The following is a 24,133-nucleotide window of genomic DNA, read 5'->3' on the forward strand; positions in this document are numbered from 1 at the left end:
TCAGCCATGACCCTTATGCTTACCTTAAGGATGTGTTGGAACGATTGCCGACACAGAAAGCGAAGGACATTACTGAGCTTCTGCCTCATCGTTGGCAAGCGCCAAACGACACCAAGAATTAACACAATGCCCCGACAAAATCGGGGCATTGAACGTTTAAAAACGGAAGTCAATCGGAGTTCACCGGACGCTTACACGCTTACTATACTTTGAGTACCTACTTCACTTCAGACTAACGAGCATAAAAAAACTGACTAATTAATACGTTAACTAGTCAGTTTTTAATCGTTGGTGCATGCACTAGCTTAAGAAATCAATAATTATCTTAAGCTAGTAGCCGATAGGAATGTTTGTATCAATTACCATTGATAACCAGCGCCAACTACACCTCCTACTTGACCTCGGCTAGAACCAACAACAGATCCTTTTAAGACCCATTTACCATTGTCAGAAATTTTTGATGCCCCAAGTGCATAGCCTGCTTGACCTTGGAACGTACTACCAGCTAATGCCACCATACTCTTACCTGGGCTATACGCTTGAGGTAAACCAGCTGCTGCCAGTGCAGCGGCAGAACCTGCATTAGCTTTACGCTCTACACGGTTAATATTGTTATGAATATTACCCATAGAAGCATTTAGCTGTCCAACGTTCACAGCATCTGTTGGCGCAACGCCAGGAGCAACATTAGTGATACGTTGTCCGCCAGCATTAATACCTGTAGTCGTCATGCTAGGACCATTGGCAATACTGACACCACTATTAGTGATGCTGGTATCGCTACATTGACTTGACTAGCAGAAACCGTATTGACGCTTAAGTCATCCGCTGTGGCTAAGGTCACCTTACCATTAGATTCTTGCTTCACGGTTAAGTTCTTACCAGCCACAATAGTGACTTTTTTACCAGATGTGATCAGCTCATCATTGCCTGACAGTTTCTGACCACCATCCACACTCGTACTCAATGTAAAGCCTGAGTTATTAATCGCTGTGGCGACATCGCCTGCAGTAGCTAATGCCGTTGGCGTTGTCGCTGTAGCAATACCTGTAGTGCTACTGGTGATGCCACTTGTCACGGCGGCAATATTGCCAGCGTCATCAACTTTGATCGTTTTGCCATCTGTCTTAGCTGCTACCGTATAAGTAGATGAACCATCTGTATTGGTTGTTGTAGCAACCGTAATACCTGATCCTGCCGCCACTTTATTTGTTGATGCGGCTTGAGAGGCTTTTAATTGGCTCACATTCACCGCATCTGTGTCAGCCGTACCTGCTGCAATATTAGTGATTTTGTTACCACCATTATTTAAACCAGTACTCGTCAAACTCACTGTTTTTGTAGGGTCCGCATTGGCAATCGTGATACCAGTCGTATTCATTACTGTATTACCAGTCGTTACACTATCTAAACTAATATTTTTAGATAGGTTATACACTACCTCATTATTACTCGCTTCTTTAGAAATCACGATATTGCCATCGGTATTTTTCATATTAATAGTTGAACCTGGTTTAACCAATGAGCCGTTCGCACCAGAAGCAGTCAAAGTAAAGCCTGAGTTATTAATCGCTGTCGCCACATCGCCAGCGGTGGCTAGTGCTGTTGGGGTTGTCGCTGTAGCAACGCCTGTACTACTACTCGTAATACCACTCGTTACAGCCGCAATATTGCCAGCATCATCAACTTTGATAGTGTTACCATCTGTCTTAGCTGCTACCGTATAAGTAGATGAACCATCTGTATTGGTTGTTGTAGCAACCGTAATACCTGATCCTGCCGCCACTTTACTTGTTGATGCGGCTTGAGAGGCTTTCAATTGACTCACATTCACTGCATCTGTATCAGCTGTCCCTGCTGCTACATTAGTAATCTTATCACCGCCAATATCCAAGCCATTCGCTGTACTACTCAATGTCGTGTTATTAGTACTATCTCCAATTTTAATTGTATTAAATTCTGGATTTTGAGCCATCTGAATTTGTACTTCACCATTACTAATCACGGTTTGAATATTCTTCGCAGAATATTCTCCCGTTACTGCTGTATCAGTATTACGACTCGTTGCTACGGCATTAGTCGCACCAATAATATTAAGTGTTTCACCGAGTTGTCGTTGCGTACCATCAGCTGCAGCATATTGTTTATCCAATAAGTCAGCATCAGTATCTTTATTAAGATTACCTGTAATAGTCAGTGGTTTTGAGGCTTGGCTTGCAACCGTATAAAGTTGCGATCCATTGGTAGCATCAGTTGATGTAGCTGAAATCTCACCTGCTGCCACGTTTTGAATACGACGCTCTGCTCCTGCTGCACCTACTGACACAGCACCTACCGCTGTAGCACCTGCAAAACTACCATAGGTAACACCATTAACTGTCGCATTTGTCACGCTACCTGTCGTACCTGCCGTCGTCGTCGCTCCCGCTGTCCCCGTTGAGTCTAAAACCGCTGTACCAATCGCTGCTCCTGATGTAATCGCAGAATTTGAGCCTAAGGCTACTGAGTTACTTGCCGTTTGCGTAATATTATTACCAAAAGCAAACACATTATCTTGCCCTGTCGCTAGCGTATTGTTATTACCCACAGAATACGAATCCGCTGCATCAATAATGCTTGAATCTCCTATAGCACCTGAGTTTTCACCTTTGACAATATTACCAGTACCAATGGAAATCGCATTTTGTGCAAGAGCCTGTGCGTCTTTACCGATAGCAATAGATTGTGAACCCCCAGCGTCAGCACTATCCCCCAAAGCCACCGCACTTTGAGCATCAGAGCCTGTAGAAGCAAAGCTACCTATTGCTGTTGAATTATAAGACAAAGCCCATGCTCCTTTACCAACCGCTGTTGAACTAAATTGTTCTGCCTTTGAAAACGCACCAACAGCCGTAGCAGATTCATTCTGTGCTGTTGCATTTGCTCCCAATGCAACGGATGAAACGCCTACTGCACTAGCTTCGCGACCCGAAGCAATACTAGAACTTCCACTAGCACTAGCATTGTCACCCGAAGCAATACTATAATTTCCACTAGCTTTAGAATAATATCCACTTGCTTGGCTATGGCGTCCTACCGCTTCTGCTGCTGTCCCCATTGCTAAAGAGTCAATACCCACCGCCGTAGCTCCATTACCAAATGCGGCTGCTCCACGACCAGATGCAGCGGAACGACGCCCCACTGCAGTTGCATAGCCTTTGTAATTACTATCCGTACCCTCCCCTGTAGCACTAGCACCTGCACCTACAGCCACACTGTCGTTACTTGCTGCGGATCTAAGACCAATTGCAACACCAACACCATTACCGGGAGACATTTCAGAATAACTTCTTGCATCGGTACCAATAGCGATACCTTGCGGATTTTCAGCTTTGGCATTTACACCTGCGGCTAGAGATTGATTGCCTGTGGCACCTGCTTTATCAGTAATAAGGCCTAGGTTAGTCGAAGAGTCTCCAGCACCTTGTGTGCTAGATCCATCGTTCACGTGGAAATAAGTTGTTTGAGCATTTAATGCTTCAGTAGTTTTTGCTGCTACGGCATACAATTGACTACCATTGATAGCATCAGTTGATGTAGCTGTCACCGCCCCTGGGGCAACATTGATAATTTGACGTTCGCTACCAGTAGCACCGACTGAAACAATGCCTTTAGCGGTACCCGCAAAAGAACCGTATGTAATGCCATTGATAGCCCCACTAGTCACTTTTCTAGGAGTGCCATTCGTGGTTGCAGAGCTCTCACTACTTTCATTACCCAGAATAACATTGTTATCTGCCGTAGCTACTACATGATTACCTAGGATAACCGTATTTCGTGCACCGGTCACTGTATTTGAAATACCTAATACAGTGTCATATGAACCATTCACCGTATTCTCATAACCAAATACATTGTTGTGCCCAGTACCATCAGTAGTACCACTATTTACCTTATTATTTGAACCCACTATCGCACTGCGCCATGAGGTAACCTGTGAATCTGCTCCCACTACAATCGCTTTTTCGCCTGTAGCAGTCACATTGATACCCGCTGCTAGTGCATTTTTTCCATTAGCACCACCTGTTCCACCAACTGCATCTAAGTTTGAGGCTACTGGCGTAGTCGTCCCTGTGCTTGTATGGAAATAATTCTTTTGACCATCTACCGCAGCATATAACTGGCTACCGTTGATGGCATCGGTACTTGTTGATGAGATCTGCCCTGCTGCAACATTCTGCAACTGTCTTGGTGCAGCAGTACTACCAATACTGACCACATCGCCTGTTTTAGGTGCGCCGCCCGCAAAACTATAAGTTTTTCCATTGAAAGACCATGTAGGTGTCGCAACGGCACTGCTCACAGTTGAGCCGTCACCCAATACCACTGCACCTGCTAATGTGGTTGTATCACCTGCTGTACCAACAGTAACATTATTACCAAGTACAAAGGCTTTAGCCGCATTGATAGTATTCTGAGTACCAATGGCTGTTGAGTTAGTTGCGTTTGCACCAACTTTTGAGTTATAACCAATAGATACTGAGTTATCAGCACCAGCACCTATATTAGCTGCCGTTCCAGGGGCACGTTGACCAATAGCGATTGCATTATTGGCTTTTGCAGTTGCACTATCGCCTACACGAACAGCAGTTGCCCCTCCGGGTACACTATTACCAGTTGATGGATCATAGCCGCCACCAATCGCAATAGAACCTTGGCCATAGGTTTGCGTACCCTGACCATAAGCCTGACCACCAGCACCAACAACCTTACTGCCACGACCAATGGCTTGACCACCAATACTCTCGCTTGTAGATACGATTGCTCCATTGCCTACAGCAAAGCTACCATCCGCTTCTGTTTTAGCCGCAAAAGCACCCGCGTTACCACCCCAAGCACCAATAGCAATACTATTTTTTGCATTAGCACGTGCAGCACCAATAGCCACAGATGCACCGTATGCTGTCTGTGCGTTATGACCAATAGCTGTCGCACCACCCACACTTTCTGTGTCGGCTTTGTTGCCTGTTGCACCATTGCCAGTTCCTACCTTAGCAAGGTTACCAATGACTACACTGTTATTAGTTTCTGTTCCCATACTACCTGTCGCAGTCAATTTTACTACACTGGCATTACGCCCAATAACTACGGCACCATTAGCTCCTTCAACGGTTGCTCCATTGCCAATGGCTATAGAATCTGTACCTTCAAAATCTGTGGTTGTAAAATTAGTCGCGTTCGGCTGTCCCCATGCTGGTGTTGTCACCCCATCACTTTTTACGATAGCCCCTTTACCAATAGCAATTGAACGATTACCAATGGCTTGAGCACCAATACCTACAGCCACACTGTCGTTACTTGCTGCGGATTTATAACCAATCGCCACCGCATTAGCTGCCGTCGCATTTGCACCTATACCTAGTGCTACAGCAAAAGTTCCTGTTGTACTGGTTGTAGTCGTATTATCACCACAAATAACTGATTTTGTTTTATCATCAAAATAGCACACATTTCCTGTTCCTGCTGGTACATTAAGTGTCCCAGTAGTCACTGTTGGTGTTGTACCTGTCGCAGCAAGAACGTGTCCACTCATCAATAATAAGGTTGACGTCAGTGCTGTAAATGCAAACCTTACTGGTGTCAAAGCAAATTGAACCAATGATGCGCCTCCATTTATTCCTTGGCTACTGATTTTCTTGCCTCGTGCACTCGTATGCTCTGAAACTGCCACAAACGTGTGTGTTTTAGAATTGTAAATACTGCGATAAATTTTGTTCATATTGCCTCTCTAACAACTGTTAAGCTATCGGGAATTGTTATAGAACTTCAAATAATTTTTACTCTACAGCTTTTGTCGCTATAGCATTTATGCTGTTAATTTTAACAAATAAAACAAAATTATTCCTACTTTTGACAGAATATCCATTGCAACAATTGTTAATTTTTGTTAATTTGTTTTTTTTTACTATTTTTAATATTTAAATGAGTCAAGTCAAATTAATTCCCAACGAGGTTGGATACTCGTATCGTTATTTTTTTTCACTGAGATTGACTAACCCTGCTTTAATTCGAGCACTGGCAGCATGTGCAATCATGGCGCCATTATCCGTACAGAGATGTAAGGGTGGGAAATACACTGTACCACCTAATTTATGTATTTGCTGCTGTAGGAACTCTCGCAACTGCAAATTAGCCCCTACTCCCCCAGCAACAACTAGTCGCTTGCTACCTGTTTGCTTAATCGCTTTGATCGCCTTAAACCCCAATACATCCACAATAGCTTCTTGAACACTCGCTGCTAGATTAGCTTTATCTTGCTCTGTGACTTCACCCTGAGCTTCTAATTTGCGTAATGTGGTCAATACGGCTGTTTTTAAGCCACTGAAACTAAAATCCAAATCGGCACTATGCTTCATGGGTCGAGGAAGTTCATATACACTAGCATCTCCCTTTAGCGCCAATTTTGCTAGGTGAGGACCTCCGGGATAAGGTAAACCCAGTAATTTGGCTGTTTTGTCAAACGCTTCTCCAGCGGCATCATCCAAGGTTTCGCCTAATAACTCATAATCACCTACTTTCTTCACAAGCATAATTTGGGTATGCCCCCCTGAAACCAATAAGGCGACAAAAGGAAATTCTGGCACAGGATCTGCCAACATAGGTGATAATAAATGCCCTTCTAAATGATGGATAGGAATAGCAGGTAGCTGATGGCTCCATGCAAACGCCTGCGCCACGGAAGAGCCAACTAACAGCGCTCCTGCTAATCCAGGACCAGCGGTATAGGCAACAGCATCAATATCATTGAGCGAAAGCTTTGCCTCAGTGAGTGCAGAATGAATCAGTGGAATGACACGTCGGATATGGTCTCTGGACGCCAATTCAGGGACCACTCCTCCATAAGCTTGATGCATCGCAATTTGACTATGTAAGGCATGAGACAGTAATCCTTTGGTAGTATCAACAATTGCAACACCTGTTTCATCACATGAACTTTCTATGCCTAAAATTTTCATTACCTAAATCCTAGATTGATCTTTTCTGTTGTATATTTTCTGTTGTATTAGCTTGCTAGTTTGCCAACTGCTCTTTTCTCGTTTGCTAGCTTCTCGTTTACTAGTTTACTAACGCCTAATTTGTTAGTTTGCTAGTGCCTAGTTTTAGTTCCTAGTTTGCTAGTGCCTAGTTTTTCAATATAAGTAGTTAATTAATATTAATATGTCTAATGTCTAATGTCTAATGTCTAACGCCTAATGCCTAGTGCGGTTATATTATCAGTTACTATTCATTATTAAATCACTAACTATTTAGTGGTTGGCGTGCTAGTTGGCTAGTCATATTAATACTATTGAGCATATTGATAAATATATCAATACAGAATATACCAATACCGTCGCAGCGATACTTACACGCCACTAATACCCCACTTATATTCCACTGCTACACCACTAACGAAGCATTATACTTGATTGAGCCTACTTTTCTAAATACACGTTTCTAAATACACATTAAACATAAAACATCAATCGTTAATGATCAAGGAGAAAGATCAAGACTAAGAATCAAGGCTAAACTCATCATCACCTATCCGAAATAACCACACATTTTGTGTCATTTAGCTGTAAAATAACATTTTTTTACTATTTCTTTTCCGTCTCTTTTTTACTATCTCACTTTCTGGAGTTTTTCCATCATGTTTGAATCGCTATTCAAGCTAAAAGAACACGGCACCAATGTCCGTACAGAAATTTTAGCGGGTTTAACAACTTTCCTGACAATGGCCTATATTATTTTTGTTAATCCTAAAATTTTAGGTACTACAGGTATGGATTCGGGGGCTATTTTTGTTGCCACCTGCTTAGCAGCTGCTGTAGGTTCTTTTATTATGGCATTTTTGGCGAATTGGCCGATTGGTATGGCTCCGGGTATGGGCTTAAATGCCTTCTTCGCTTTTGTTGTAGTTGGTGCCTTAGGCTATACATGGCAACAAGCATTAGCAGCTGTATTTATTTCAGGTATTATTTTCTTGATTCTAACGGCAACTGGTATTCGTCAATGGTTGATTGATGGCATTCCTGCTTCATTACGCTCATCTATCGTAGCAGGTATTGGTTTATTTTTAGCCTTTATCGGTTTACAAACATCTGGCGTGGTAGTGGACAACCCTGCTACCCTCACTAGTCATGGCGATTTAAAATCAGCTTCTGTACTTTATGCTATTTTAGGCTTCTTTATTATCGTGGTACTTGATGTGCTACGAGTTAAAGGCGCGATTCTCATTGGTATTTTAAGTATTACCATTTTATCTATTATCACAGGTCACACTACCACTCCTGATAGCATATTATCTATGCCACCGTCAGTTGCCCCTACTTTCTTACAACTTGATTTAGCGGGTATCTGGGAAAAAGGCTTATTAAATGTTGTGCTTGTTTTTGTACTAGTAGAAATTTTTGATGCTACTGGTACTATGATTGGTGTCGCAAAACGCGCTAACTTAATGCCTGTTGGTCAACCTAATCGCTTAGGCAAAGCTTTATTCGCTGACTCAATTGCTATTTTGGCTGGCTCTCTTATCGGTACAAGTAGTACAACTGCTTATGTTGAAAGTACCGCTGGTGTGCAAGCTGGTGGTCGTACAGGCTTAACGGCTCTTGTGGTTGGTGTACTCTTTTTATTAGCACTATTCTTCTCACCAGTGGCAGGTATTGTTCCAGCCTATGCAACAGCACCAGCACTTGTGTATGTCGCTATTCTTATGTTACGTGAATTAACAGAAGTCAATTGGCAGGATATGACAGATGTAGTTCCATCTGCTATTACTGTTATTTTGATGCCATTTACATACTCAATTGCAGAAGGTATTGCCTTTGGTTTTATCAGCTATGTTATTTTAAAAACCTTTACTGGTCGTATCCGTGAAATTCACCCAGCGACAGTGATTATTGCTTTATTATTTATCTTACGCTTTGTGATTGCTTAAGGCGTGCAAGTGTAAGCTAGGTAAGAGCAAATATCAATCTTACAGCTTACACTATAAAAGCAGTAAGCTTAAGTTTAAGGTTAAATTAACTAAATCATAGATAATAAATAGTTTAAGCGTTAACTACATTTGAATTAACCCACTCATCCGTGAACTGTGTCCCCTATAAGTAGTGTCCTACTTATGGGGGCAATTTATTTCAGGTATCAGTCCACCGAGTGGGTTTTATTTTAGCTAAACAATTCACTATGCGTATTTAATCGATACAACACTACTGTATCGCCCTCTACTTTATAAATTAAGACTAAATCAGGCTTAACATGGCAGTCACGGAAATCTTTAAACTGACCTTTTAGAGGGTGATCTTTATATTTTTCAGGCACAGCAGTGCCATTTAATAAGTGACTAAGAATTTCTACTAGCTCAGTACATAAACCAAACTTCTTTAAGTCCTTATCAAAATGCTTTGAAGTTTGTAGTGCTCTCATGACACTGCTTTAACAAAGTCCTCTAAGCGTTCATATCGAGTGGTTCGCCCTTGCTTAACGTCTTCAATCGCTTCTAGCAACAGCTTTTCACCATTTTTACTTAACGTATCCCTTCTCTTCTCAAAAGATAGAGGCAAACTCTCTGTATCAGCCACTTGCTTAAGCACAAGACGAATAAACTGACTAGGTGTTAAGCCAAAGCTCTCTATCACACTAAACGATTTATTTTTTAACTGATCATCTAAACGCAAATTAAAATTAGTTGACATTTGCAATACTCCTGTTACTACGTTGTAATTTCATTGTATCACAATATAACTATTTAATCTAAACAAACTCTATCCCCAATGCGGGGGTTTATCTGAAATAGCCACAAGCTTTAATCCTATCGCCTCTAAGACTTAAATAATCCCATAACGGGGATTATCAGCACTACCTGACAAGGCTATAAAGTAACTCGCATCCAATTGCAACATCGTTAACAATCTACATCAAACAATCTATTTTACATCACCCCAAACTTAACTTATTGTGCGATTGCTTTTTCAATTTGTTTAATAGCATCACATCCTTCTTGCTGTCCATTATTACAAGCCTGTGTAAAATAACGTTTGGCTTTATCAATATCTTGTGGAACATCTGTGCCATTGGCATAAATAGCACCTAAATTAAATTGTGCTCGACTTGAATTTTTGCTTGCTGCTTCTGTGTAGTATTGAATTGCTTTATGAGTATCTTTTGTTACACCCAAGCCATCACCATACATCAAACCCAAATGAAATAATGCGTCTGCATTACCCTCTTTTGAAGCATTCTCCAACAAAGGCTTGGCTTTAGCAAAATCTTGCTCAACACCCTCTCCTGATAAATAAATCATTCCAAGCAATGCCTGTGCTTCTATTTGTCCCTGTGCAGAAGCTTTTTCAAGTAACTCTTTTGCCTTTTGAGGATCTTTTTTCAACCCGCCCTTACCGAACCAATAATATTGCCCTAGATTAAATTGCGCGTTTTTATGCCCCTGCTCAGCCGCTAAACTAAACCACTTAATTGCTTGTTTATCATCTTTTTGTATCCCTTGAGGTAAATAATACATTTGACCTAGATGGAATTGGGCACTTGCATAACCGTCATTCGCCGCTTTTTCAAACCAAGAGCGAGCTTTTTCATAGTCTTTTTTTTCACCAGCCAAGCCCTCTAAATAGGTTTGACCTAAATTATATTTCGCCTCTGGTAAGGTTTTTGCTTGCTTTTTCTAACCATTGGACAGCCAATTTACCATCTTGTTTGACCTGATCGCCTGTTTGATACATTAAGCCTAAATTATTTTGCGCACCTGCATTTCCTTTTTCAGCTAACGCTTTTACCCGAGGAAAATCAGTAATAGTCGCTCGTCTTTTTGTTTCATGATTGTCGTTTCCTGCTTGGTTGGCATAAGACAAAGGCGAACTTAATAATAGCCCACCAAGCAAAGTAGTAATCAATGATTTTTTTAACATGACAATCTCCTATTCTTTATTTCTCTTATCAATAAAATGATTAAACACTCTAAACTGAATTTAAATGATAGAAGATTATTTTTACATGTTACTTACGTCAAACCTATAGCAAATAGTAACGAGACGTAAATCAGTTTTAGAGGGTTGAATTAAAGATACTAATAAACGATTAGATGTGACGAATGATTGTTGGACAGTGGATGATTAAGAAGCAAGAGACGAAGCAAAATCAGCATCTTTGCTATAGGGATTTGATTTTAGCGTCAGAAATTGACGGTAAAATTAGCAATAAAATGACGGTAAATTTATTTTTACCGTCAATTATACCGTCAAAAAAGTGAAGTACTATGACAAGCTAGAGGCTCTCAGAATCCCACTTCGAGCCAGAGGCTCTCAGAATCCCACTTCGAGCCAGAGGCTCTCAGAATCCCACTTCGAGCCAGAGGCTCTCAGAATAATTAGGCGAGGAATAGTCCACTAGGACTATTCCTTGTCCTAATTATTCCCATTCTATCGTAGCTGGAGGCTTACCTGAAATATCGTATACCACTCGAGAAATGCCATCCACTTCGTTGATAATACGATTAGAGATTTTGCCTAGTAATTCATAAGGTAGGTGTGCCCAATGCGCTGTCATAAAGTCAATTGTTTCAACAGCACGAATAGACACCACCCAATCATACTTACGCCCATCACCCATAACGCCTACTGATTTAACGGGTAGGAATACAGTAAAGGCTTGGCTAACTTTGTAATACCAATCGGCTTTATGCAACTCTTCGATAAAAATCGCATCGGCACGTCGTAATAAATCGCAATATTCTTTTTTCACTTCGCCTAATACACGCACGCCTAAGCCTGGTCCCGGGAATGGGTGGCGATTAATCATTTCTGCTGGTAAGCCAAGTGCTAAACCAATTTTGCGGACTTCATCCTTAAATAATTCACGTAATGGCTCTACAAGACCTAGCTTCATATAATCAGGTAAGCCACCAACATTATGATGTGACTTAATGACATGAGCTTTGCCTGTTTTACTGGCTGCTGATTCAATAACATCTGGATAAATAGTACCTTGGGCAAGCCATTTTGCTGTACTGAGTTTTTTAGACTGCTCTTACAAAAACATCAATAAATACTTTACCAATAATTTTACGTTTAGCTTCTGGATCAGATTCGCCTTTTAATGCGTCCATAAAACGAGCTTCTGCATCCACTTTGGTAATATTTAAACCAAATTTATCGCCAAACATATGCATCACTTGATCAGCTTCGTTTAAACGCAATAAACCATTATCCACGAACACGCAATGTAAATTTTTACCAATAGCACGGTGCAATAATAATGCCGCCACGGATGAATCCACACCACCCGATAAGCCTAGTATCACTTCATCATCACCAACCTGTGCTTTGATACGAGCTACCGCATCTTCAATAATGTTTTCAGCAGTCCAATTGGCTTCACAAGCACAGATGTTAAGTACAAAGTTCTTTAATAATTCAAGACCTTTTTTCGTATGTGTCACTTCTGGGTGGAACTGTACACCATAAAAACGGCGAGTTTCATCTGCCATAGCCGCTATTGGACATGTTGATGTCACCGCTGTGACCTGAAATTGCTCTGGTAGTCTAGTAACTTTATCACCATGACTCATCCACACATCTAGACGTTGCAGCTCATCACCTAAATCACCGAGTAATTTATCCTTGACTTTAATATCCACAGCGGCATAGCCAAATTCTCTGTGTTCAGACCCTTCGGTTAAGCCACCTAGTTGCATTGCCATTGTTTGCATACCATAGCAAATGCCTAATACTGGGACGCCTGCATTAAATACATATTCAGGTGCTCTTGGACTATTATCTTCCGTGGTACTTTCTGGACCACCTGATAAAATTATCCCTGTTGGATTAAATTCTTTAATGGCTTGTTCTGAGACATCCCATGCCCAAAGTTCGCAATAAACACCGATTTCACGCACACGACGTGCAATTAGCTGCGTGTATTGAGAGCCAAAGTCTAAAATAAGGATTTTATGATTGTGGATATTATTCATTGTTCAGTCTTTATATAAGAAATCCCCTACTTATAGAAAACTCTTTAAATAGGGGATAAACATTACTAAATAGGCTAATTAATCAGCACGATAGTTCGGTGCTTCTTTAGTGATTTGTACATCGTGTACATGAGACTCACGCACACCAGCCGCTGTGATTTCCACAAACTGCGGCTTAGTACGCATATCTTCAATGGAAGCACAACCACAATACCCCATTGAGGCACGCACACCACCAATTAATTGATAAATAATAGCTAATACACTACCTTTATAAGGTACGCGACCTTCGATACCTTCTGGTACTAATTTATCTGCATTATTGGCTTCATTATCTTGGAAATAACGATCAGCAGATCCTTTTTCCATCGCACCTAAGCTACCCATACCACGATATGATTTATACGAACGACCTTGGAATAGGATGACTTCACCAGGAGCTTCTTCTGTACCTGCAAACATACCACCAAGCATACAAGCATGCGCACCAGCCACTAATGCTTTTGATACATCCCCTGAGAAACGAATACCACCGTCAGCAATTAGCGGTACACCAGAACCCTCTAGTGCTTTGGCAACATCGGCAATCGCAGTAATTTGAGGAACACCTACACCTGCAACAATACGTGTAGTACAAATAGAGCCAGGACCAATCCCTACTTTGACCCCGTCAGCACCAGCCTCAACTAGGGCTAGAGCTGCTTCACCTGTAGCAATATTGCCACCAATAACATCTACTTTAGGGAAGTTTTGTTTTACCCAACGGACTCGATCTAATACGCCTTGAGAATGTCCATGTGCTGTATCAACAATAATCACATCAACGCCAGCTGCTACTAATTTACTCACGCGTTCTTCGGTACCTTCTCCAACACCAACCGCTGCACCAACACGTAATTGACCTAGGGCGTCTTTATTGGCATTAGGATGCTCTGTATTTTTAAAAATATCTTTAACCGTCGCTAAACCACGTAACTCAAAAGCATCATTTACAATTAAAACACGTTCTAAACGGTGTTTGTGCATTAAGGCTTGTGCCTCTTCTAACGTACCATGCTCATTCATGGTAACTAATCGTTCTTTTGGTGTCATCACGTTAGCAATACGTTCGTCCAAACGATCTTCAAAACGTAAGTCACGGTTAGTCACGATACCGACTACTTTACCGTTTTCAACAACAGGCAAACCAGAGATACCATTCTCTTTTTGTAAGGCAACAGCCTCTCTCACTGTTGTTTGTGGTGAAACAGTCACAGGATCAATCACCACACCGAACTCATGTCGCTTAACACGTGACACTTCTAACGCTTGTTGGTCAGCAGACATATTTTTGTGAATGATACCAATCCCACCCTCTTGAGCCATAGCAATAGCTAATCGCGACTCTGTCACGGTATCCATGGCAGCAGAAATAAGAGGAATATTAAGGGAAATGTTACGAGTGAGTTGAGTTTTTAGAGACGTGTCGCGAGGCAACACATTTGAATACGCAGGAACCAATAATACATCATCAAAGGTAAGCGCTTTTTTAATGAGACGCATGAAATACTCCAAGCACAAAAACCGATTATACGCCTATCAAATTCAATATTCAAGTCAATTATCAATAAACCGTTGATTTGTAAGCGTTTTACAACCACTTAATTATAGAGCAGATAAATATTGAATCTATCTGCTCTACCATTTGTATAAAAAGAGAATTATTTTAAGAACACACGCGCATTCATAAACATTCTCATCCAAGGTGAATAATCTCCACCTGAGTCCTGTTCGCCCCATTTTTCAGGGCTCCAAGACATCATCACATTACGAGTCACACGTTCAGGGTGAGGCATCATAACGGTAAAACGACCATCGGCTGTTGTCACCCCAGCGATACCATTAATACTACCATTTGGGTTAGCCGGATATGCCTCTGTAATCATGCCATTGTTATTGACATAACGCAGTGCTGTATATACTTCATTAATATCACCCTGAGCCGCAAAATTAGCAAACCCTTCGCCATGAGCAACAGCAATAGGTACTTGTGTACCTGCCATACCAGATAAGAAGATTGACGGTGATTCTGGAATCTCAACCATAGTCAATCGTGCCTCATATTTGGCTGAGGTATTTTGGGTAAATTTTGGCCAATGGTTAGCGCCAGGGATTATATCTGCCAAGTTTGCCATCATCTGACAACCATTACACACACCTAAACCAAAGACATCAGGACGATTAAAGAACGTTGTAAACTGTTCCGCTAATTGTGCATTAAAACGAATGGTTCTCGCCCAACCTTCACCTGCACCTAGCACATCGCCATAACTAAATCCACCTACAGCAACTAGGCCTTGGTAATCACTCAGTTTTGTTCTACCACTAATCAAGTCTGTCATATGCACATCAAAAGCATTAAACCCTGCTTTATCAAATGCCCAAGCCATTTCGATATGGCTATTACATCCCTGCTCTCTCAAAATAGCGACAGCTGGTTTTGCTCCCGTATTGATAAACGGCATAGCAATATTTTCTTGAGGATTGAAAGCAACTTTGGGTGACATCCCTGGGTCACTTGTATCTTGCCAACGATTAAACTCCGCCAAGGCTGTTTTTGGATTATCTCGTTGCTTCATGATCTCGTAACTAACTTTACTCCATTCCTGACCTAAATCAGCACGATTAAAGTCAAAAATAACCCGACCATCACGATAAAATTCAATTTTATCTTTGTTATTTAAGCTACCAATTACATATGTGCATAATGATAAGCCTGCTTCACGCAAGACTTGTAAAATAGCATCACGATCGCTACTTCTAACTTGGATAACAGCTCCTAACTCTTCATTAAATAATGCTTTAAAGGTGCTTTCATCACGCTGTACAGAGACTTGCTCAGGTCTAATTTTGTAATCCCCCCAATCGGCACTATTGGCATCAAACGTAAGCATATCCACGTTTACCGAAACACCCACATGCCCAGCAAATGCCATCTCTGCCACCGTCGCAAATAAACCACCATCCGAACGATCGTGATACGCTAAAATTGCACCGTCTTGTGCTAAGGCGCGAATAGCGACAAAGAATTTACGTAATAATTCTGCATCCTCAATATCGGGTACTTCATGCCCAAATTGATTAGTAACATGCGATAGGACTGAGCCTCCTAGACGATTTTTACCCTGCCCCAAATCAATGAAGATTAAGGCTGTATCACCACAATCTGTTCTCAATTGAGGCGTTAATGTCTTACGCGCATCACTCACATTAGCAAAAGCCGTCACAATCAGAGAAACCGGTGAGATCACCTCTTGTTTTTCATCATTCTGTTGCCATGATGTACGCATAGAGAGTGAGTCTTTACCCACAGGAATTGACAAACCTACTTCCTGACAGAACTTACTCACCGCGGTCACTGTATCATATAAGGCAGCATCTTGACCTTTGACACCAGTAGCCGCCATCCAGTTGGCTGACAATTTAATATCTTCAATCTTCTCAACATCAGCCGCTACTAGATTAGTCATAGACTCTGCAATTGCCATACGACCAGATGCAGGCGCATTGATAATAGCCAATGGACTTCTTTCACCCATTGCCATCGCTTGACCGGTATATCCCTCATAAGAATCTAACGTAACCGCACAATCTGCTACAGGTACTTGCCAAGGACCCACCATCTGATCACGTGCATTTAACCCACCTACACTACGGTCACCAATAGTAATTAGGAAAGTTTTATTTGCCACTGTTGGATGACGCATTACCTGACGACCAATTTCATCAAAATCTAGCCCAACCACATCCACAGGTGCACTAGTCAATTGTTCACGCTGAACATCACGATGCATGCGTGGAGGTTTACCTAAAATCACATCAATAGGCACATCAACAGGACGAACGACTGTTGCCGATTGGGTACTCGTTTCACCTACTTCACCAGGCAAGCCTTCACCATTTACCACACGTAATACACGCTCTTCAGTCGCGATCCCCACAACAGCATAAGGGCAACGCTCACGTGCACATATCTTATCGAATAAGTCTAAATTCTCAGGCAGGATAGATAATACATAACGCTCTTGTGACTCATTACTCCAAATTTCTGCCGCAGACATTCCGGATTCTTCTAGATGAACACGTTTTAAGTCAAAAATAGCACCACGTCCAGCATCATTCACCAATTCAGGGAAAGCATTAGACAGACCACCAGCACCCACATCATGGATAGCCACGATAGGATTTTTATCCACTAATTGCCAGCATGCATCAATCACTTCTTGTGCACGTCGTTCTAGTTCTGGATTACCACGTTGTACAGAATCAAAGTCCAAACTCTCCGTGTTGCTACCCACACTCATACTAGAAGCGGCACCACCACCCATACCAATACGCATACCCGGACCACCTAACTGGATAAGTAAAGCCCCTGCAGGTATTTCATCTTTATGGGTTAATTTATCATCAATACTACCTAGACCACCCGCAATCATGATTGGCTTATGATAGCCCCATTTCTGACCCGCTACTGTCTGTTCAAAAACACGGAAATAACCCAATAAGTTTGGGCGTCCAAACTCATTATTAAAGGCAGCACCACCGATAGGTCCTTGAATCATAATATCCACTGGACTTGAAATACGGCTAGGCATGCCATGAGAATCGCTCTCCCATTTCTCTGTCGCCTCATTTAGATGAAGATTAGACACCGTAAAGCCTGTTAAGCCTGCTTTAGGCTTAGAGCCTCGTCCTGTCGCCCCTTCATCGCGTATCTCTCCGCCAGCACCAGTAGAAGCACCGGGGAAAGGAGCTATCGCTGTTGGATGGTTGTGTGTTTCCACTTTCATCAATGTATGAGTCAAACGTTGGTGCATACCATAACGAGCTGATGAACCAGCAGACTCAATTGGGTAAAAACGATTAACCTCTCGCCCCTGCATAATTGCCGCATTATCAGAATAAGCAACTACCGTACCTTGTGGCTGAGCATTATGCGTATCACGAATCATGCCAAACAATGTTTTTTCTTGAGCTTGTCCATCAATTGTCCATGTGGCATTAAAAATTTTATGGCGGCAATGTTCACTATTTGCCTGCGCAAACATCATTAACTCGACATCTGTAGGATTACGCCCCAACTCACTAAATGCGTTGTGTAAATAGTCCACTTCATCATCTGATAAAGCCAAACCTAGCGTTTTATTTGCTACTTCTAACGCTTGCTTACCTTCGCTCAACACATCAACCTGTTGCAAAGGCTTACCCTCTAATTCCGTCATTAGGGTCGATGCATCAAAGTCACTATTAACAACTGACTCTGTCATACAATCATGAATCACATCAGCAATTTGTTGGATATGTTCATCAGAGAATTTTTTACTTCCTAACCAGCCTGACTCTGGCACAATCGTATAAGCAATACCACGCTCAATGCGTTTAATATTGCTCAATCCACAATTATGTGCAATATCCGTTGCCTTACTTGCCCAAGGTGATACAGTACCTACACGAGGAATCACTCTTAGCACCAGAAATCTATCATTGATTTTATTGTCATCCTCTACTGAGGTCTTGCCATAATTCAGTAAATTCTCTAATTGTGTCTGTTCTTGAGTAGATAACTCACCCTCCACAAATACATAGTGCTCATAGCGAGCAGAAATTTGTTGTACAGGAATCTGAGTTTTCTTGAGGTCTTCAATTAATTTTTCAGCTTTGAATGAGGTCAGCGCAATAGAGCCGGGGATAAATTGATAAGTCGTCACTTTGTAGTTTCGCTTAAAAAAGAAGATAAAATAAAAACGAGCTAGGAATTAGTTATCTCGCCAAATTAAGCCTCTATTTTACTGTTTTTTGCTATTTTTTTCTGTTATCTATTCAGTTAAGAGAATAAAACAAAATATTGATGATCATTTTTTCCTATGAAAAAGTAATAATCGAAAAAATTGTAAAAAAGTTTAAAAACATGATACCTATTGGTTTTTAGCATCTTGTTATTTTTATTGGACTTTTTCTCACGGTTAATAATTGAGATTTACCTCAACTTAAAATTTTTTTTAGGAAAAACCCCTAAATAGTTAATTTTGCTATATATTTTTTTTAAATTAAACGCTATAATAGCCATACCCTAAACCTATAATAAATTATATCTATGCTACTGAAACTATCTAAGCAATTTTGCTATGGTGCTTTGTGCACTCTTTTCTTGGGGCAAGCTACATTTGCTCAAGAAGATAATATAAATGCCGCCAATGATTTAACGTCTGCCAAAGTAATAGGTATGGCTCAAGGTGGTGGTGTTATTAACTCCGAAGTCGCTTTGGTGATGTCATTAAATGACAATCATATTGAGTATTCAAAAAATATGAATACGGTGCGCCCAATCGCTTCCATCTCTAAATTAATGACAGCATTAGTTATCGCTCGCTCAAAAGTTAATTTAGATGAGCTAATTACGATCACTAATGATGATGTGGACTATGTCAAAAAATCTGCTTCTCGTCTATCTGTAGGAACTACCCTAACTCGTCGTGAAGCATTATTATTAGCCTTGATGTCATCTGAAAACCGTGCCGCACATGCTTTAGCACGCACTTACCCCGGTGGCGAAGCAAATTTTGTGAAAGAAATGAATGCTATGGCACGCACGATTGGTATGACACGTAGCCGTTTTGTTGAGCCAACTGGTTTATCTCCCCAAAACGTAGCATCACCTCAAGATTTGGTACGTTTATTGCAAGCTACTTATAAAGAACCTATTATTCACCAATTTACCACTAGTGATGACTACACTATCACGACAGCAAGTGGTCGTGCTCAAAAATACCATAATACCAACCGTTTAATCCGTAATAACGACTGGAAAATTGGTATTTCTAAAACAGGTTATATTCGTGAAGCAGGCAACTGCTTAGTGATGATTTCAAAAGTTAATGGTAAAGATATGGCAATTGTTCTTCTCAATGGTGAGAAAACGGTTACTCGCTTTACCGATGCTATCCGTGTACGTCATATCGTGCAAAACGATTATCCGTCACTTTATTAATACGGCATAACTTAACAAATCACCTGTATATAGGTATATAGTATTTCCAAGCATAGCGACTAAGAAAGGTCAGATTCTTAGTCTTTATGCTTTTTTAGTGCCTTATATTTTATGCTTGAATGTCCTAATGAATGCTATCCTGTTTAGAAGCTGGGTCAGGACTTAAGGCACTTTCTTGAGCTTCTTTCCAATAACGCAATGGCACACACGACAACAAGCGTTGCATCATTTGCTCAATTAATAGCGTAGAAAATGAATGTTCTATCTGATGGGCAACATCAATCGTTGCATCTCCTTCAAGGGCAGCAATTGTTTGCTGTGCACTAACAGCATGTGCAAAAGGAATCAATTTATCTTGTCCTGCATGTAATAAATGAATCGTTTGATCCAATGACAATTTTTCTGTTGGTAACTCGGCATAACGACTACCAAACGTAATCACCCTACCCGCCAAAGGCTCTGCAAGCTTGGTTAATTCTAAGACTAAACTACCAATTTGTCCTATACCAATCACAGCCGTTGCCGCAGAATCAATCTGTAAATGAGATTGAAAGGTTTTAATAAGCCCTTGTAAATCCTGCTGATGTTGTTGAACAAAAGACTTAATTTGCTCATCACTCAAACTATGATGTTCAACTAATGATTCGTAATGAGTTAATTTTTCCCCAGGACTTGCTAAGACAATTGCTGCGCTAGGAAATGTCTTGGCAATAGCTTGAATGACTTCTTGATAGCCCGCTTGTTTATCATGACGTTCATGTGCATCTGTGAATATCATAAATAGCTGTGATACCTGCCCACCTTGGGGTTGTAATGCTTGTTCAATGGTAAAAAGTGACATAAAAAACCTTTTCATCTCATTATTATATTGCTTGTGTGCTTTTTAACTCTGCTAAAATAACACCATAGATTATCTTGTATCTTTGTATTTTACACTTATTCATTTTTTATACCTATTCATCTAAAGAGATTCATCATGTCATTAAAAGAAACGATTACCCAGCAAGTAAAAGAAGCGATGAAAGCTAAACAAACAGCACGTCTAGCAACGCTCCGTTTTTTACAAGCCGCTATCAAACAAAAAGAAGTGGATGAAAGAGTCGAACTATCTGACGGCGATGTTTTAGCTATTATTGAAAAACAAATTAAGCAACGCAAAGAGTCTATTTCAGCGTTTGAAGCCGCAGGTCGTACAGAAACAGCAGAAGCTGAAAAAGCGGAATTAGCTGTCTTATCTGAATTTTTACCTGAACAAGCATCTGATGAAGAGCTAATGACAGAAATTAAAGCGGCTCTTGCTGAAGTAGCAGCTCAAGGAGTAACTGGTGCACCTGCTATGGGTAAAGCGATGGCTATTCTTAAACCTAAATTAGCTGGTCGTGCAGATATGGGTAAAGTATCTCAATTACTCAAAGCTGCTCTATAATGCTTTAAGCTATAGATATAAGTAGGATTAACGTTTACACATACGCTTCACAAGCGAATAAACTATGGATTGTTAAGGGTTAAAATTTTAATGATTAAACTTTCTCATTAGCAACTAATTATTAAGATTGAAAAGAGTTAAGTCTTTAGCATTAAAATTTGTCGTTTAACGATTAAAGCAATGAGATCTGTGCTGATTGCTCCTCATCCATAAAAGTGCCCACACCAATGCCAAATAAGCGAAATAACTTATTTGGCATTTCTTGTTGAGTGGATAGTAATAACTGCCTTGCTGCATTTAGCATATCCTCTTCTGATTGAAACGGCACGTCATATGTCTTGCTACGTGTGATCACCTTAAATTGTTGTGTTTTAAACTTTACTGTAACGCTACGAGCAAAACGATTTTTCCTGAGCAATTGTTGCCATAATTTATCACTCAAACGGGTTAATACATCGCTCATTTGCATAATCGGAATATCAGTATCAAATGTTGTTTCAACAGAAATTTGTTTAGCTAATTGCCTTTCCTGTACTGGACGCTCATCAATTCCCCTAGCTAATTCGTACAACCGTAGCCCATATTTACCAAAATGAAAAGTCAGTTCCTCTAAACTTCTCTTAGACATATCTTCCACAGTGAACATATTTAGCTGATGAAACTTTGACAACGTCACTTTTCCAACGCCGGGTATTTTTTCTAAAGGAAGTGGTAATAAAAATGCCATCAATTTTTGAGGGGACACTACACAAATACCATTTGGTTTATTCCAATCCGAAGCAATTTTAGCAATAAACTTATTCGGCGCAACGCCTGCAGAAGCTGTCAATTGTGTTTGTTGAAAAATCTCTTTACGAATCAAATTAGCTGTTTCCGTTGCAGAGGCTATACCTCTTAAATTATGCGTCACATCTAAATAAGCTTCGTCTAAAGAAAGAGGTTCTATTAAGTGAGTATATTGCTCAAAAATCTGACGAATCTGTCTAGATACTTGGCGATATAGCTCAAAATGGGGAGGAATATAAATAGCTTGAGGACATAGTTTCTTAGCTCGACTTACCGACATGGCTGAACGCAAGCCAAATTTTCTTGCTTCGTATGAGGCGGCACAGATGACTGAACGTGGTCCGTCCCACGCTACCACAACAGGCAAGCCTTTTAGATGAGGATTCTCTCTTAACTCAACTGATGCATAAAAAGCATCCATATCGATATGAATAATTTTTCTCATTCGGCTGAAGCGTACAAATATTATAGGTATAAACTGACAGCATAACGGCTAGTCTGCTAGTCAAAAATAACACCTCTTATTTTACTTGAATAGAAGCTATTCAGCTCAAATCATCACCATTGAAATTTAAACAGCCGTTTTTAGTTTTGTTTCTTTTAGTTTTGTTCCTATTTAACTGTTTAATGATCCTAGACACTTAGCTTCTTAATCGTTTAACGATTGAACTACTTAACAGTTTAACTGCTTAACTACTTGCTGTATTAACGGCTTAACTATTACTCTTAGCTGCTTTTTAGTAGTATGATTGAAATACTGTTTATAACGATTTAAAACAACCTTTGTATTTTTACAGAAGATCATAATGAAAAAATTTATCCCTATTCTCCTATGTAGCCTATTGCTTGTCGCTTGTGCAGGTAAAAAAGATGATCGTCCACCTCCACCAGCAGATATCCCTCCTCCAACTGATTTATTACAAAAGAAATCTTAGGTTATGAGTAGCAGTGATTATTTCCTCCATTCGGAGATAAATCGCCAATTTGAGGGTGGCTTAGAAATCAAAACAGAGGTTAATAATTTAACCCTGTTTGTTTGTTTTTACCTATCTGAAACAGATTTCGATGCCCTCCCCCACATTATTCCTGAAGAACGCTTTCAAACAGGTCATAATGTACACGTTGGTGAACTGAATGCACAGATTGATGTTGCTGATGAAATGGAGTCTATTCTTGCCAATATGGATGACGGTGATACGGTGGTGTTTTTCTGTGAGGATGAAGATAATATTGTGGATGGTTTAACCTTTATCAATGCTAGCCATATCTTATCTTGAGCTGCTATTGTCTTGTCTTAGGCCGTTAGACCTACGTTGTTATTTTCCTTATACTAACTCAGCGTTAATAGATACTCTCTAGTACATAATACCCCTTTGATATTTTAATTTACCAGATAAATTCCCAACCTCACAATGTTGATGGTTATGTAAGTAAAAAGAAAATATTAAAGAGATTTTTATTGTTCTCTTTTAAACTATTTATAGTTAAACTAATTGAATGTTCATGACTCTCACGGCTTTATTTTTAATTTCATAAGCATTTAATTTGAGAACTTTTCTCTACTCAGAATACGTATCTTCTCTATTTAAGCCAAAAATCAATTATTTATCTCTTGGCGTGAATAGCGTAATTATATTCATTTATTAAAAACACGATTTTTTGTCAGTCTAAATTAGGCTCTCTAAACGTTAATATTAAAAATAGTTAGACCTAAAATAATATTGTAACCATCCCCTAAATTAAGACAACAAGAAAGTAGAACTTTTTTTGAACGTTACCGTAAACTTATTTCAAAGGAGTTTTACCATGAGTAAACGTACTAGCCGAAAGCCAAMTKACTSAACATTCTTAAACAAGCCGAGGCAGGCACCCTAGTTCAAGAGTTATG

Annotated in this window: 15 protein-coding genes and 3 pseudogenes; 6 read left to right on the forward strand and 12 right to left on the reverse strand. The window is 40.3% G+C overall.

The genetic code is table 11. The features are described 5' to 3' along the window. Positions 1-122 (forward strand): IS66 family transposase (locus V757_RS28120; protein WP_023952207.1); only part of this gene is annotated, 122 nt, incomplete at its 5' end. Positions 123-359: 237 nt separating this feature from the next. On the opposite strand, the gene V757_RS27640 is transcribed toward V757_RS28120, so the two are convergent. From V757_RS27640 to tsaD, 3 genes and pseudogenes are all read right to left on the reverse strand, one after another. After that, the gene (locus V757_RS27640; protein ID WP_052019386.1) at positions 360-731 is read right to left on the reverse strand and encodes a YadA-like family protein; all 372 of its coding nucleotides are present in this window, start codon (positions 729-731) and stop codon (positions 360-362) included. A 461-nt stretch (positions 732-1,192) separates the two neighbouring features. Continuing rightward, positions 1,193-5,746 (reverse strand): annotated as a pseudogene (locus V757_RS24590) (ESPR-type extended signal peptide-containing protein); the annotation flags it as partial. Between the two features lie 225 nt (positions 5,747-5,971). Next, positions 5,972-6,995, reverse strand: a pseudogene (gene tsaD / locus V757_RS24595) (tRNA (adenosine(37)-N6)-threonylcarbamoyltransferase complex transferase subunit TsaD). Between the two features lie 677 nt (positions 6,996-7,672). On the opposite strand from tsaD, the gene V757_RS24600 reads away from it, so the two are divergent. Next, positions 7,673-8,962, forward strand: a complete 1,290-nt coding sequence (locus tag V757_RS24600; RefSeq protein ID WP_023952209.1) for an NCS2 family permease — start codon at positions 7,673-7,675, stop codon at positions 8,960-8,962. A gap of 230 nt (positions 8,963-9,192) precedes the next feature. Here V757_RS24600 and V757_RS0114775 read toward each other — a convergent pair whose 3' ends face one another. From V757_RS0114775 to purL, 7 genes and pseudogenes are all read right to left on the reverse strand, one after another. Next, positions 9,193-9,450, reverse strand: coding sequence for a type II toxin-antitoxin system YafQ family toxin (locus tag V757_RS0114775; RefSeq protein WP_031274763.1), 258 nt, complete (start codon positions 9,448-9,450; stop codon positions 9,193-9,195). After that, entirely contained in the window at positions 9,447-9,719 is a 273-nt protein-coding gene (locus V757_RS0114780) for a type II toxin-antitoxin system RelB/DinJ family antitoxin (protein WP_031274764.1), read from the reverse strand. Before V757_RS0114780 ends, V757_RS0114775 begins: the two co-directional genes overlap by 4 nt. Before the next feature lie 257 nt (positions 9,720-9,976). Next, on the reverse strand, positions 9,977-10,639 hold the full coding sequence (locus V757_RS24605; protein ID WP_052019390.1) for a tetratricopeptide repeat protein: 663 nt from the start codon (positions 10,637-10,639) through the stop codon (positions 9,977-9,979). 25 nt (positions 10,640-10,664) lie between these two features. Further along, positions 10,665-10,946: an SEL1-like repeat protein gene (locus V757_RS27645; RefSeq protein ID WP_052019393.1), complete on the reverse strand. Its 282-nt coding sequence runs from the start codon at positions 10,944-10,946 to the stop codon at positions 10,665-10,667. 499 nt (positions 10,947-11,445) lie between these two features. Then, positions 11,446-13,006: pseudogene (gene guaA / locus V757_RS24610) on the reverse strand (glutamine-hydrolyzing GMP synthase). 78 nt (positions 13,007-13,084) lie between these two features. Beyond that, complete coding sequence (gene guaB / locus V757_RS24615; protein WP_023952215.1) at positions 13,085-14,548, reverse strand: IMP dehydrogenase; 1,464 nt, start codon at positions 14,546-14,548, stop codon at positions 13,085-13,087. Between the two features lie 158 nt (positions 14,549-14,706). Beyond that, a complete protein-coding gene (gene purL / locus V757_RS24620; protein WP_023952217.1) occupies positions 14,707-18,753 on the reverse strand; it encodes a phosphoribosylformylglycinamidine synthase in 4,047 nt (1,348 codons plus the stop codon). Between the two features lie 440 nt (positions 18,754-19,193). On the opposite strand from purL, the gene V757_RS24625 reads away from it, so the two are divergent. Further along, the gene (locus V757_RS24625) at positions 19,194-20,033 is read left to right on the forward strand and encodes a serine hydrolase (RefSeq protein WP_023952218.1); all 840 of its coding nucleotides are present in this window, start codon (positions 19,194-19,196) and stop codon (positions 20,031-20,033) included. Positions 20,034-20,157: 124 nt separating this feature from the next. Here V757_RS24625 and V757_RS27650 read toward each other — a convergent pair whose 3' ends face one another. Next, entirely contained in the window at positions 20,158-20,874 is a 717-nt protein-coding gene (locus V757_RS27650) for a dienelactone hydrolase family protein (RefSeq protein WP_023952220.1), read from the reverse strand. Between the two features lie 135 nt (positions 20,875-21,009). Here V757_RS27650 and V757_RS24630 point away from each other — a divergent pair, with 135 nt between their 5' ends. Then, on the forward strand, positions 21,010-21,459 hold the full coding sequence (locus V757_RS24630; RefSeq protein ID WP_023952222.1) for a GatB/YqeY domain-containing protein: 450 nt from the start codon (positions 21,010-21,012) through the stop codon (positions 21,457-21,459). Positions 21,460-21,631: 172 nt separating this feature from the next. Here the strand turns inward: V757_RS24630 and dinB are convergent, their stop codons facing one another. Next, positions 21,632-22,690, reverse strand: a complete 1,059-nt coding sequence (dinB, locus tag V757_RS24635) for a DNA polymerase IV (RefSeq protein ID WP_023952224.1) — start codon at positions 22,688-22,690, stop codon at positions 21,632-21,634. 361 nt (positions 22,691-23,051) lie between these two features. Between dinB and V757_RS29675 the strand changes: the two genes are divergently transcribed. Then, positions 23,052-23,180 carry a hypothetical protein gene (locus V757_RS29675; RefSeq protein ID WP_023952226.1) on the forward strand — a complete coding sequence of 43 codons (129 nt, stop codon included), beginning with the start codon at positions 23,052-23,054 and terminating at the stop codon, positions 23,178-23,180. A 3-nt stretch (positions 23,181-23,183) separates the two neighbouring features. Further along, positions 23,184-23,522, forward strand: a complete 339-nt coding sequence (locus V757_RS0114800; RefSeq protein ID WP_023952228.1) for a hypothetical protein — start codon at positions 23,184-23,186, stop codon at positions 23,520-23,522. The last annotated feature ends 611 nt before the right edge of the window (positions 23,523-24,133 follow it).

This window comes from Pelistega indica (genome assembly GCF_000506865.1).
Lineage (GTDB): Bacteria > Pseudomonadota > Gammaproteobacteria > Burkholderiales > Burkholderiaceae_B > Taylorella > Taylorella indica.